Annotated in this window: 13 protein-coding genes; 1 reads left to right on the forward strand and 12 read right to left on the reverse strand. The window is 46.1% G+C overall.

The window, feature by feature from the left end; translation table 11 throughout:
- Positions 1-32: 32 nt before the first annotated feature.
- The 12 genes from B1728_RS18200 to B1728_RS18255 all read right to left on the reverse strand — a co-directional run bounded on the left by B1728_RS18200 (position 33) and on the right by B1728_RS18255 (position 12,828).
- Positions 33-1,028, reverse strand: coding sequence for a LacI family DNA-binding transcriptional regulator (locus tag B1728_RS18200; protein ID WP_079911752.1), 996 nt, complete (start codon positions 1,026-1,028; stop codon positions 33-35).
- 9 nt (positions 1,029-1,037) lie between these two features.
- Positions 1,038-1,880 carry a carbohydrate ABC transporter permease gene (locus B1728_RS18205; RefSeq protein ID WP_079911754.1) on the reverse strand — a complete coding sequence of 281 codons (843 nt, stop codon included), beginning with the start codon at positions 1,878-1,880 and terminating at the stop codon, positions 1,038-1,040.
- A gap of 12 nt (positions 1,881-1,892) precedes the next feature.
- A complete protein-coding gene (locus B1728_RS18210; RefSeq protein WP_256865409.1) occupies positions 1,893-2,822 on the reverse strand; it encodes a carbohydrate ABC transporter permease in 930 nt (309 codons plus the stop codon).
- Positions 2,823-2,889: 67 nt separating this feature from the next.
- A complete protein-coding gene (locus B1728_RS18215) occupies positions 2,890-4,209 on the reverse strand; it encodes an ABC transporter substrate-binding protein (RefSeq protein ID WP_179136071.1) in 1,320 nt (439 codons plus the stop codon).
- A gap of 381 nt (positions 4,210-4,590) precedes the next feature.
- On the reverse strand, positions 4,591-5,508 hold the full coding sequence (locus B1728_RS18220; RefSeq protein ID WP_079911757.1) for an ArsR/SmtB family transcription factor: 918 nt from the start codon (positions 5,506-5,508) through the stop codon (positions 4,591-4,593).
- A gap of 107 nt (positions 5,509-5,615) precedes the next feature.
- Positions 5,616-6,137 (reverse strand): HAD family hydrolase, encoded by a 522-nt coding sequence (locus B1728_RS18225; RefSeq protein WP_079911758.1) that lies wholly within the window; start codon positions 6,135-6,137, stop codon positions 5,616-5,618.
- A 311-nt stretch (positions 6,138-6,448) separates the two neighbouring features.
- Positions 6,449-6,730, reverse strand: coding sequence for a hypothetical protein (locus tag B1728_RS18230; RefSeq protein ID WP_079911760.1), 282 nt, complete (start codon positions 6,728-6,730; stop codon positions 6,449-6,451).
- Between the two features lie 73 nt (positions 6,731-6,803).
- Complete coding sequence (locus B1728_RS18235; RefSeq protein ID WP_079911761.1) at positions 6,804-7,760, reverse strand: SPFH domain-containing protein; 957 nt, start codon at positions 7,758-7,760, stop codon at positions 6,804-6,806.
- A 39-nt stretch (positions 7,761-7,799) separates the two neighbouring features.
- On the reverse strand, positions 7,800-8,645 hold the full coding sequence (locus B1728_RS18240; protein WP_079911763.1) for a TPM domain-containing protein: 846 nt from the start codon (positions 8,643-8,645) through the stop codon (positions 7,800-7,802).
- Positions 8,642-9,673, reverse strand: coding sequence for a TFIIB-type zinc ribbon-containing protein (locus tag B1728_RS18245; protein WP_079911765.1), 1,032 nt, complete (start codon positions 9,671-9,673; stop codon positions 8,642-8,644). The genes B1728_RS18240 and B1728_RS18245 overlap by 4 nt, the downstream gene beginning before the upstream one ends.
- Before the next feature lie 37 nt (positions 9,674-9,710).
- Positions 9,711-10,355: a PspA/IM30 family protein gene (locus tag B1728_RS18250; RefSeq protein WP_179136072.1), complete on the reverse strand. Its 645-nt coding sequence runs from the start codon at positions 10,353-10,355 to the stop codon at positions 9,711-9,713.
- Between the two features lie 205 nt (positions 10,356-10,560).
- Positions 10,561-12,828 carry a TIM-barrel domain-containing protein gene (locus tag B1728_RS18255; RefSeq protein WP_079911768.1) on the reverse strand — a complete coding sequence of 756 codons (2,268 nt, stop codon included), beginning with the start codon at positions 12,826-12,828 and terminating at the stop codon, positions 10,561-10,563.
- A 130-nt stretch (positions 12,829-12,958) separates the two neighbouring features.
- Between B1728_RS18255 and B1728_RS18260 the strand changes: the two genes are divergently transcribed.
- Positions 12,959-13,765: an AraC family transcriptional regulator gene (locus tag B1728_RS18260; protein WP_079911770.1), complete on the forward strand. Its 807-nt coding sequence runs from the start codon at positions 12,959-12,961 to the stop codon at positions 13,763-13,765.
- Position 13,766: the final 1 nt, after the last annotated feature.

The raw sequence follows: 13,766 nt of genomic DNA on the forward strand, positions 1-13,766 counted from the left end.
GGCGGTTCATCTCCGGCATATTGAAGAAACCATTAACAGCTGCTTCGCACGATCAGCGTCGTTTCGAATATTTCCTGATAGCATTCAAGCTCCGCCTCTCCTTTAATTTTTTTCATCATAATCTCAACAGCTCTAAAAGCCATGCGATCCTTGGAGATATGAATCGTCGTTAAAGGAAATGGGTAATACAGCTGAGATTGAATATTATCATAGCCTACAACCTTCATTTGTTCAGGGACCCGGATTCCTGCTTCTTGAAGGGCGTAGATAGCTTCCCATGCCACAACATCGCTGAATGCAAAAATACCCGTAAACTCAAACCGGTTTGCCAAGATTTGCTTCAGCAAAGCATACGTGTTGCCATGTGTGATTTCGTGTTGAATCACCAGTCCAGAATTATATCCGATTCCGTAAGCCTTCAGCGCCTTTCGGTATCCCTCCTCCCGCTCCCTCGCACAGGACATATGGCCAGGCCCATTTAACAATAAGATCCGCCTCGCCCCTGCTTGAATCAAATGCTCTGTTGCAAGATAGCCGCCATTGATATCATCGGTAATCAGGAAGTCCGTGTCCTCGTGATCAAAATGTCTGCCGACCAGCACATAAGGAATTTTTGCGTGCCTCAGCAGTTCGATGCTTCTAGCAGACTCTTGAACCGGGAACAGGATGATTCCGTCGACGCCTTTATTCATAGCGATGCCGATGGCTTGCTCCTCCAGCTCCTGCTCCTCTCCACTATTGAGCACGAAGACAGCGTAATTGTTTTTTCTGGCGGCTATCTCGATAAATCTAGTCATGATGGCAAAGAATGGATTGGCGACATCACTGAGAATGACGGCAATCGTCCTTGTCAATCCGGACCTCAGTCCGCTGGCAAGCCCATTCGGGATATACCCGAGCTCCCTTGCTGTCGCAAGAATAATTTGCCTGGTTTCTTTGGCAATATCCTCTTTGTTCTGTAACGCTCGGGAAACCGTGTTAATGCTGAAGCCTGTTCTCAAGGCAATGTCCTTCAGTCGAATTTTCATAGCGCAATCTCAGCCTTTGATTCCCGAAAGTGTGATACCTTTGACAATATATTTTTGAAAAATAATAAACACGATAATGATGGGAATAGAAGCATAGGCGTTAATCGTCATTGGCAGCGTCTCATCCTGCGTATAAGAGCTGTTGAAGAACGGAATACCGACGGGGAGCGTCATCAGCTCTTCCGAGGTTATGGAGAGGAACGGCCATAAGAAATCATTCCACGAACCGAGGAAGGAGAAAATCATCAATGACGCCAGCACGGGCTTCGACAAAGGGAGAAACATGTTCCACCAGATCCGAAACATGCTGCATCCGTCAATTTTGGCCGCATCTACCAGCTCATCAGGAATTCCGTCAAAAAACTGCTTCATCACAAGCACCCCTAAAGGACCTGCCAAGGATGGCAGAATGAGTGCAAAATACGTATCCAAGAGGTTCAGGCCATTGGTTACGATATACAAGGAGATGATCGTCGCTTCACCGGGAATCATCATGCCGCCAAGAATAATCCAAAAAGCAACCTTCCTGTAGCTGAAGTCGATCCGGGAAAGTGCGAATGCGGCCAGTGAGCCGAGTGTTAAGCTTGCGACCGGTATGATGCAGGATACGATCATACTGTTCAGCGTCCATTTCAGTACAGGCGCATTTTCAAAAATGTAAACGTAGTTTTCAATGGAGAACGGCGGCGAAAATCTTTGGCTTATATCGGCAACCAGGCTGCCTTGCGGCTTAAAGGATGTCACGATCATCCAAATCACCGGAAATGCGATAGCGATAGCCAAGGCATAGCCGACTGCATACAACGCCACTTTACCAACGGTTAATCTTCGGCTTCCCGCATACTCGTTCATTTGGTTTTCTCCTCAACCTTTTTTTCCGCTGAAAAATTTGAATTGCAAAAACGAAAGCGTTATTAAAATCAGGAAGAAAATAAACGACATTGCTGTTGCCCGCCCCAGATCATTGGCTGAAAAACCTGTCTCGTAAATATATTGGATAATCGTTCGGGTCTGGTTGCCGGGTCCGCCACGGGTTACGAGCCATACCTGGCCGAATATTTTGAATGAGGCAATAACCTGCAATACGGTTATAAGAATGAAAATTCCTTTCATTGCAGGCAATGTAATAAATCTGAGCTTCTGCCAAGCGCCTGCCCCGTCGATCGTAGCTGCTTCGTAATGCTCTGCCGGAATGTCCTGTAAGCCGGCCAAGTAAATCATCATGTTAAACCCTTCGGTCCACCATAATGTGATCATGACGATGGAAATCCAGGCTAGACCCGGCTCACTCAGCCAGAAGAGCTCCTTTTCTACCCCGATGGTATGCAGAATATTGTTCAGCAGCCCGTTATACGGCTTTAGCACGAAGATCCACACACTGCTCACTACGGAAACCGACAGGATGTTAGGAGTAAAAAAGACCGTTCTGAGCAGTGTTCTTCCTTTCATTTTCTGGTCGATGATCAAAGCGAGGAGGAAGGGAACAAGAACCAGCACCGGCGTGGAAATGAGAACAAATAATGTGGTATGCCAAAGTGACAGCCAAAAGTCAACATCCTTAACAGCGTAGATATAATTTTCCAAACCTACAAAGCTTACCTTACCTACCAGCGTCCATTTATGAAAGCTGACCCATAATCCATAGAATATGGGCACCAGGGAAAACGTGATAAAAAAAACGAAATACGGTGCTATGAAGGCTGAACCCAGCCATTCGTTATATTTGTTGAGCTTGCGTCTGGTTCTTGCTTTTCTGGTGGACTTGGGATCGGCTGTTGTCATTGCCCCATTCATCTTACTCCCTCCCATAGCAGATTGGGGTCAGGGGTTACGGGTAACCCCGCAGTGATGTGTACACCCTTTAAGGCTGGGACAAAATTTTCTCAACGCTTTGCACAGCTTTCTCCAGTCCTTTATCCACCGGTTCTTTTCCAGCCCATATCGCATCCAGCGCTTGAACCAGCTGGTCTTTTGCCGGCCACATTTTTGGAGAATTAGGTAAATAGACGCCGTCGGAGGCTGCTTTGAGATAATCGGAACGAAGCGGCATACTCTTGAATTCTTGTGATTGTACAGCCGCGTTTGATGCCGGAATATGCCCGGCCTTAGCCCACATGGCACCGTGATCCGCAATCCACTTGGCGAAGCTCATCGCCGCTTCGATCTTTTTGGGGTCTTTATTTTTCTTCTGAACAGGAATGACCAAGGTGTGGGAATCTATCCATGTAGCCGATTTATTGAAAAATTGAGGTAATGGAATGGCTCCAAATTCAAGCCCTTGTGTAGCTTCTAACGTACTCGTGAACCAGACACCGGAAGGCATCAGCGCCGCTTTCCCTGCCTGGAACGCTTTGCCGATATCTTGGAAGTTCTTCGGCACAAGACCGCTGTTGAAGAAATTCAGCGTGTACTCAGCCGCCTTCTTGCCCTGCTCGTTGTTGAATACCGCTTTTTTCCCCGACGCATCCAATAATCCGGGCCCATTCAGCTGATTGTAGAACGCCCACCACATCCGGTACGGATCCTCTCCGCTGGATGACAGCAGCATAGGATAAACGCCCTGAGGTGCATTTTGCTTCACTTTGCTGAGGAGGCCCGTGAATCCGTCTGCGCCTGGCTCCATTTTGGGTTTTCCATCATCACTCAGCAGGTTCATATCCTTCAATATTTTTTTGTTGTAATACAATATGAAAGGATGTGCGTCCAAAGGAAGTGCATAGTGTTTGCCATCAAACACGGTCGCATTCAAAATATTCTGGTTATATCCGCTCCAATCCACTGAGCCTGCTTTGGCATAATCGTCCATGGGCTCAATGATTCCTAGCGTAACAAGCTCCGATAATTTGGAAGTATGCGAAATGCCGATATCCGGTGCAACCCCGCCTGCAACAGCGGTCTGCAGCTTTGTATAGTATTGTCCCCAATCCTGGGTTAACGCCTTTACTTCGATTTTATCCTTGTTCTCCTCGTTAAATTTCTTAACCATTTCGTTCATGTTCTCACCGTCACCGCCGGCAAACAAGTTCCAGTAGGTGAGTGTTACCTTCCCGTTTTTAGCGGAAGGGCCATCTGTAGAACCGCTGTCATTGCTATTCTTGGTGCTATCGGAACATGCGTTTAGTAAAAGCGATGAAAGAAGGATAATGCTCATAGGCAACGTTACCATTTTGAAACGATTCATGTTAACTCCTCCTATTCGATTCGTTATCCATTCAAGCTTACATTCATGCATGTAACACCATAAGAAATCAACGTAATGTATGCGCTTTCAACGTAACTTTTTTCTATGTTCCTCTTTTTGAAAAAGCCCCTCCTCTCGTTATTGTTCAACCGGACTGTCGATTAGGTACCATGAACGTTCATGTTAACGTTCCCGGTATCGTTAATTCAACATTAACCAAGGACTTCCAAAGTGTCAACAGTATTTTCTCGATATTTCGTTTGTTACAAAACATCCGTAATAAATGCTTGTACCAAATCAGGTTTTCTATCCGGAACCTGGTTAATTCGACAAAAAAAAGCCCATCGATCCCACCAAAAGTGGCTCTCCGGGTCTTTACTATCAGGTATAAATGATTCTCATTACGATATCCTGATCATGATCTCCTAACTCTTTGCCAAATAAATTAATGCCCCCCATATGCTCTGCATGAGGCATATTGCCTACGCGAAACCGAATGGCTTGATGGTCCCCTAATTGAATATCCCGCAAGTTAATCTCCGATATTTTCACATCGTCAAGATAACTGCCCGTTGCGTCCACCTTCCAGGTTTTCAATAATCCATACTGGGTATGTTGGTCGGGAAACCACGCCGGGTTCAGCCTCCCCCTCCGATCCCCAAAATCTCCCGGACAGGTCCATGTCCCAATTTCAACTCCATTGATCCAAGCAGTTATATCCGAAGGCCAATTATGATCGTATCTCGGCGCCTCAGAGCACAGCTCCATAGAGAATTGAATGGACTGAACTTTGGCATTCGGTACGGTCAATGTTGGAAAACGGTATTCAACGAAGCCGCGGCGGAACCAAATCATCTGCGCTGACATCCGGTTGGGATGAAAAAAGATCGAAGGCTCGTCATCGGGCTTGCATACGCCATTCTGATTAATCATTCCGCAAGTAGGGTGAATGTCACAATCCGTATAAAAGCCTACCGGCATATCGATCTGGTAGCAGTTCGGATTATTGTATCCGACATTCACATTAAGGTTCATATGAATATCATCGAAGGTTCTGGCACAAACCTTCATTGTTCCTCTCGATGCCCGCCGAATTTCCGTCACAATAATCCCCGCATCCTCCATCACTTTTACATTGGAAGCAACGGTTGATACTGGCAAATTTAATTTGTCCGCAATATCGACAATGTTTTCATTTTGATTGCTTAACAGCTTTAAAATATTGATGCGAATCTCTGAAGACAAAGCGTGTGCAACCTTTATCAACCGATCGGGCTCATCTATCGTTAACTCTAGCATGCACTTCCCCTACTTTCTTGTTATTTTACAAAAAATAACTGAAGTCTGCCGCTTTTAGTATGAGTATATCGCATTTAGGGAACGATGCAACGATTGATGGTATGAATTCATTTTGATCCTAGCAAAGGAAGCAGCTCAGTTAGCGAGTTCACAACATAATCCGGGGTAAAGGATTGCGGAAGCTGCTTATTTTTACGATTGAGCCATGCTGCTTGAATACCTGTGCTCTGGGCTCCCCCTATGTCGCTGGTAAGTGAGTCCCCTACATGGAGAACCTCTGAGGGTTTTAGATTGTAGGCTTCAAGTGCCTGCAGAAACATGTCTGGTCTTGGTTTGTAGGCTTTTGCATCCTCGCTGGTAATAACGTTCTCTATAGGAATTTCATTATATCTAATGGCAGATTGAATGTCTGCCCGATCGATATTGGAGAGGATAACGATGGGAATTCCGACGCTCTTCAGAAATAGCGGTGAATCCTCGAATAGCTGAGGGGCTTGCCAGTATGGATAGATAAGCTCGCTTAGTTTGTGCGGGTTCTCCGGCGACTTGTAATAAGAAATGGTATCTTCTAGAGATTGCAGTTCGATGTCGCGTTGCGATTGAAAGAGCTCGCCGTAAGATGCATGCATGCATCCTTTGGGAGAATGATTTCCACCAATAGGCAGCTATCTCTTGGGCGGTCGCTTGACTCTGTGCAGATGCTGCAATCTTCCTGCTGATATCGCCAATAACCTCATCATCTTCGTATACCAGTGTACCGTAGAAATCTAGAAACACCGCTTTAAACATAGAATGTATCGACCTTCTTTCTTTAATATGTTAATACTTTAATACGTTACCATTGTACCATTCCAATATACAGTAAATGGTATTATTTGTATATCATTTTTATTAGATTACGCAAAAAAGACTGCCGTTCGTCCGGCAGTCAGCGTATGATTTATGTATGTCTTCCATCTTGTTGTACAACAAATTTAATTTGAGAGGGCAATTCCTTCTCGCTAGGTTTATAGGCTTTGATAATGTCAGGAACATATAGCATTGTTAATCTCATGCCTTCAATCATTTGATCACGTTCAAAAGCATTGACTGCAAAGTATTCATGGCTGCAATGGCTGCAATGGCTGCAATAGAGATGCCACAACCCATCCGTTTCTACCAAGTCCTGCAGCAGATTAAAAGTCTCCACATGGAAGCAATTTGTACATGTGAAGCTGAACATGGGATTCCCTCCCTTTGTTGATTAGTGAACCGATCCTCCTACAAATGCCTAGAGGAAAATTAATCTATGCTAATCAGCTCAGCTTTTGCCCACAATTCGGACAAAAGTTAGCTCCTTCGTTTTTCGTGCCACAGTTAGGACAAAAGTTAGGCTTGCTTCCGCCTGGAGAAGAGGAAGGTGTCTGAGCCTGATTCATATTTTTCATCATTTCATTGGCCATGTTCATTCCCATCATCATGCCTGCCATGTCTGAAGCTGCTCCACCGCCATGCAATTTACCGGATGCCATTGCATCGGTCATGCTGACCTGCTGATATTTTTGCAGGTTGCCGATCATTTCGTGAGAAGCCGTCTTTGTAATCATATCCTGAATCTCTTGAGGATAATTAAAGCTCATCACTTGAAAGCCCGTAATGGTCATTCCATTATCCAATACTTCCATATCCAGATCCTCACGAATACCTCTGGCAATTTCGGACGCATTCGCCTGCAGATTGAACATGTCCTTCCCTTCTCTGCTGATCCACTTCATCAGAAGCTGGTCCAGCACCGAAATGATACGAATTTTAATATCCTCCACAAGATAGCTGTCCTTCATCCCGGCAATTTTATCGATCAGCTTAACATAATCATTCACTTTAAAATTGAACGTTCCGTTCGCGCGTATCGGCATGCCGCCCGGAAGCTGCGGTGTCGGGATCAGAACAGGATTTTGCGTCCCCCATTTGACAGTAAATTCCTTTGTGTTCACAAATAATACTTCCACTCTCATGCCGCTGTTAAAGCCGAATTTGAAGCCTTTTAAAGTGGATAAGAAAGGAATGATATCCGAATCGATCTTATATTCCCCGTCATCCTGGAATATCCCCTCAATTTTGCCATTATTCACGAAAATAGCATCTTGACCCGGGCGGATAATCAGCTTACTTCCTTTCTTAATCTCCCGATTGCTCCACTTCCAAAAGATCATATCCTCTCTAAACTCTTCCCATTCTACTACGTTCGAAAACTGATTTTTGAAAAATCCCATCGAAATTCCCCTTTCCTGTTGTTCAAACTAAACACTTGATTAAAACTTGCCTCTGCTGCCGCTATGCGAATGGCCTCCTCCGGTGACTCCGCCACCGCCGCTTCTTCCAGTGAAGCCTCCACTGCCACCGGAGCTACCGCCGCCGCCCCCTGAGCTTTTGCCAGAGCTATTTCCAGAGCTTTTTTCAATTTTCTCCTGCGTTATGGTTGTTCGAATGTACTGATCCTGCCGATCCAGAATTCCTGAACTGCTTGCATCCTCGTAGGTATGCCGATTTACAGTGACGCGTCCGCCGGAGCGGTAGGCCATTATTCCAACAACCATACATCCAATAGCCAAGGACCCTACGAATTGGAACCTTATGTCAAACAGCACGTTATCTGGATCCACTCCGGGCTTGACGCCCATATATTTATAGGACGTTAAGATATAGGTTTCGAATGCCTGCTTATAATTGCCTTGTGACAAATCGGGAGTAATCTTATCCCGTATTTTGTCTAGTCTGTTATCGCCAAGATACTGTTCAGCCTTATAAAATCCAGCCAAATAAATATCACGGTTTTTCATATCCAATGTCAAAATGACTGCGTTGCCATGAGACTTGTCGTACCCGGGTCCATTCTCATCATAGAAATTCTCCGTCATCTTTTTGACATCTACATCTTGGTCGTTATTGGAAGTCATGACGATAATATCCGTTTTCCTTTTGGCGCCATATTGATTGGCCAGCGAATTTAGTTCACGAATTTCTTCAGAACTAAGCAGCTTCGCCTCATCATAGATCAACGTCTTCTCTTCCCTGGCTGCCGCCATGATTTGAACAGGAACGGAAAGATACATCACGAAGAAGAATAGAACTGCCAGCAAAGCACCTTGCCTTGTCACAGGAACCCTCCCCCCATCATCCACGAGATTATTTTCAGAGATAGGAAAGAAAAAACAGAAACTCCTGCAAACCATGCCGTTACCTTCAGCATGCTGATAGGAGGCTTGCCGACGACCTTGCCCGTCTGACCGTTCATGGCAAACGTATACTCCCGTTTATTATAATCATAATGAACAACCCATACCGGAAGCAAACAATACTCTACATTCTTTACTCTTGTATCTATATCCTTATTCGTTATAGTAACAGTAGAATATCCCGTCACCGATGACGAAATGGAAGCTTCGATATATTCTCTGATTTTATCCTTCGCGCGCGGCAGCATCTCCGTATCCGTGTAACTGTATTTCTCCGCTACGTAGCCTGCCAGATAAGGAGTTTTAAAGCTCTTCAGTTGATCGTAGTGAAAAGGCTCCAGTCTATCCATTAGCTTATCATTCATCTTCTCAGACGAATCAATAGGCACTCTCACATAATTCAATTGAAGCCTGCGGTAGATGTCAAAATGCTCGGTTTCCGTATATCGGTAATCCTCTTTTGTATACGTTTTTACCCTCGTGGCATGACCGCTTACTTCCACATTGTTATGTAATTCGTACAGCCAAAAAGGGATGTACATGCCGGTTATACTTTTGATACGATCTGCGGTCATAAAATCGTCCGGAGTAAGAAGCCCGTTTCTGCACCATTTTCGGAACGCCTTTATCGCTCTCTCCTTACTGATTGTGAAAGGAATAACAACAGCAGGAGCCAGCTTCCCGCTCAAGCGGTCACCGAGAACAACAGCCGAGCCGCAAAAGCTGCAAACGGTTGCCGCCGTTTCCGGTTCCGTGATAATGACGGCTCCGCAGCTTGTACAGTGATATTCCTGAACCTCATTTGAAGATAGACCTTGCTGGCCAAGCGGATCGGAGATCTGCTCGATATTATCCTTTCTTCCGCAGCTATGACACGACAACATCCCCGTCTCGGAGTCGAAGACCATGCCGCTGCCGCAGTTAGGACATTTGTATTCAATAACGTTCATCTGTTCACCTCTGGGACTTTAGGAATAACCAAGAACTTTATCCTTTCTCACCTTGTTGTGCACCCGAATGCTTCTCCAGTTGAGCAAGCTGCGCGTCCAAATCATCCTTCTTCGCTCCGGCCCTCAGCTCAGCCAGTGCCTCGGCTTCACACAACGCTTGATCGGCCCGTTCCTCCATTGCCCGAAAGGACGTCTGAACATCCCCGGTAGTGGACCGGACTGAATTCGCTTCCTGCTGCAGCTTCGCAGCGGCCAGCTTTCCTTTAAGCTCTACCCGCCGGGCCTCCAACTGTCCCAGATCCGCAACTAGCTTATCCTGCATTTGCTTCATGCTTGCAGCATGGTTGGAGGCAAGCTCGTAAGCTGCCTGAAGCTCGGTTAACCTCTCTCCCAGCTGCGCTTTCCTCTCCAGGAATTTCAAGGCGCCTTCCTCATTACCTGATTCGACCGCTTTCTCCGCATACCGCTGCAGCTTCTTGATCTCGGCACTGCACTCATCGAGCTGCGCCTTTGCTCTTTGCTCATCCGCAAGCACGGAAGCCGTTTCGGCTTTTACTTTCCCCAAGTCGCTGTTCAAGGTCCGCATATATTCATCGATCGTCTTCTCCGGGTCATTATTCCGCTGTAGTATGGAGTCGACATTCACTCTCATAATATCGGTTAATCTTGACAAGATTCCCATGATGCACCACTCCCTTCATCATAATGCTTTATTCTAATAATACAATAATTTCATGAAAAAGGTTTCAATGACTAAGAAAAATATTATTTCATTCAACTATTAGCGGGGTTAAAGAGCAGCTTCATGGTACCGGTTCAATAAAAAAGGAAGCGATTGCTGTGGCAATCTGCTCCCTTACTTTGTGCTGCTTAACACCGTTAGATTCTTACTTCCCGTCAAGTAATCGGTAATTTATTCCTTCTTGGATGAGAAAACTGAAAGAGCCTGTTTTGGCATTGTATCGGAAAGGGACAAGGTTGTCTGATTCCGTCTCGATGATTTCTAGCGTTTCGACATTCCATCCTGCATTATCGTTCGTGATGATGGTGGAATGCTTGCCGTCAGGATAATGGAAAACGTACTGCGAGCCTTGCTGCTGAATAGGATAAACCTCGGCATAAAGTCGGTCATCCGTTAAATCCCTTACCACAATCACTCCCTTGCCTCCGATAAAAACCGGAATTTTTTCCAGGGGAATTTCGTATCCGTACAAAGTTACAGGGCCATGAAATACCGCTCCCGTTTCATAATCGATCCACTTTCCTTCCGGCAAATACACATCCCGGGCCGTCACCCGAGCGTAGTCACTGCCATAAGCGGGTGCAGCCAGAAGGGATGGACCCAGCATCCATTCATATTGCTTCTTACTTTTGCAGCCCAGCTCATAGGTAGTTGTATCCGTCGGAAACGCGATCGGAAGAGGCGTCATTGTATGCGGGTATCCTGAATGAAAGCTATCTACAGCCGCGCTATATAGGTATGGCGCCATGGATGAATGCCAATCACACGCTTTTTTAACAATGTCTTCGAAATGGGCGGAGTTCATGTTCCAGGGGCCTAATCCTACGGACATGGCCGGGAAAACGCAGGCAAACATGGCATTGCGAACCATATACAGCTTCTGATCCTCCGTCAATGGAGTTGCTAGATATTTGCCCGCAATGATATCTGCGTAGACATTCGGAGCCCCGCTTGCCGCATAATTTAAACCGTTAATAGCCGGACGGTCCTGATCCATGCCGTACATCGTATCTTCCAGCCGAAGAATCTCACCCGGTACGGAGTATGCTGCATTCCTAACCATCGAGTAATAACCAGCTTCCATCAGCTTGGCGTTCGTCCCATTGCATTTGGCGTCATTCAGCAAGAGCGCCCCGTCCTTCAGCATCGTATCCTCCTTAAAGCCGTCAGCGCCCCAGAGTTGGGCAAGCGACAAGTACCAGTTCACCGCTTCAGCATTCCGGGCATCCAATAAATAAACGGCCCCTTTAGGAAACTGGACCCGGAAGGTGATAGGCTTTCCCCTTTCGTCGGTTACGAAATAGCCTCGCTCCAGCCCTTCATGGATAAAGGTGCCGTCATATAACGCATTGTGATGGCCCCCATGTTCGGGGAGTGCCTTAAAGCTGATCCGCAGCCCAAGAATGAGCTTTATCCCCCGGGAACGGAAAAATTCCTTCATGGCCTCCTTATCCGGATACCTGGGATTAGGCAATCCATCCGTCCGATCTTCCTCACTCACGTCATCCCAGATCCCAAAACTGGTGGTTGCCCCTTGGTCGTCCGCCTTCCTGTCCCCTTTCCAAAATCCGGAGCCGATAACAGCCCACTTCAATCGATACCCTTTATTTAGATAGGTTTGAACATCCTCCGTCACAGACTCTTGACATGTATTCCAGCCCAAAGAGCCAAAAGCCTCGTAGCCCACTTCAAAAAAGTCATACTTCGGTTTGAGGTCGGGATAGCCTTCCCAGTGACGCGCTTGCTTATAATCTAAATAGATTTGCTTCAGGTCTCCGATAAAATAATACAGGCTGTGAACTCCTCTAACCCCGGAAGCTCCAAGAGCGTTTTCTTCCCCGTTGATTCTCACCCGTTTTACCCCGTCCTCAAAGAGCACCTGTGCAAAACCGGCCGCCGGAAACACAGCGAAATTGGATACGAAGCGTTTACCGTCATTTGAATTCAAAAACTGATCGTCGGTTATACCGAAAACGTTCGTGCTCTCCCCGTATCCGCCGTGATCCCCTAACCCGTAAACCGGCTGTAACGAAGCTGTCCTGGCATCGATAATATACCTTCCCTCCACTCGGGGAATCACTTGCAGCTTAACAAAGCTGGAGAAGGGCTCGATCCTTATGTGCGCTTGATCTCCATTCCTATTACTCACAAGGATGCAGACTTGATGCTTGTCAATCGAAATCAATGAAGCCGATACCGCATCATATACTTCCTCTTCGTTAGGGGAGGAGAACCGGATTCCCGACACGGTATGTGCCGCAGCAATAACTCTCCCTTCAGGGGAATGAAAGGAGAAACAGCATCCTGGTTTATCTATATGCATAAAGAATCCCGCTGTACCGATGATCAGCTGGCCCGGCTCCTCCTGCACGGTGAACCCCTCTGCGTGAAGGGGCGCTTCCTTTCTAATCATTACTTCACTCTCCCTAATTCGTTGGTATGAAATATCTACAATTTCACTTTAAACGATTGAATTTCCTTTTAAAATGCACTGTATTCATATATAATCAATACATTATTTCATCCACTGGAGGGTTTCGACGATGGACTTATTACCGCTCTGGTCTCTCACTCCCCAAATGATTCAATGCACCTATTGGGATCAAAAGCAGCAATTCTCTTATAAGGTAGATACTTATGACGAGTGGATCATATTTGCTGTTGAGGACGGCGCTTTCCAATATGAGATCAATGAACATTCCGGAACGGCCTTGTTCGGTGATCTCGTCATTTGTCCTCCGGGTACACCGTTTTATAGGGAAATCGTTACCCCGCTTTCATTCTTTTTCTTCCGGTTTCAATGGTCGGATGCAAGCGCTGATGTCGTTGCTTACCACGATTCGATCCCCACTGGCAAAATAACGGTCAGAGATACCCAGAGACTCGCCTCTGATTATTTTCGGATAAAAAAATTGGCGGAAGGTACAGACCCTTTTCACTTGGCTTGGATTTCCCTTCATCTTAAAGATATAATGTTCCAATACGGCTTCGAATCCGAACAGCCTGAAGTAAAAGCGCCTTTACGGGATGATCCGCTTATGGAACGCGCAGCAGCCTTGATCAAGCAGAACGCCTTCGAAGCCTTCAGCATGAAGTCTCTGTCCGATTCGCTTGGACTTAGCCCCGTACAATTCACTAGAAGATTCCAAGCCGCATTGGGGACGGCACCCAGCGAATATCTCACACGGATTCGTTTGCAGAAAGCCTGCACCTTGTTGATTACAAGTACCCTTACCGTGGAAGAGGTAGCTCAACAGTGCGGTTATGAGAACGGCTATTATTTAAGCAGGCTATTTTCCAAAAAATTAAAGATGAGCCCCTCACTCTATCGCAGGACTCATCAATTATAAT

Origin of the sequence: Paenibacillus sp. 32352 (assembly GCF_002042965.1) — a bacterium.
In the GTDB taxonomy this organism is placed as follows: Bacteria; Bacillota; Bacilli; order Paenibacillales; family NBRC-103111; genus Paenibacillus_S; species Paenibacillus_S vulneris.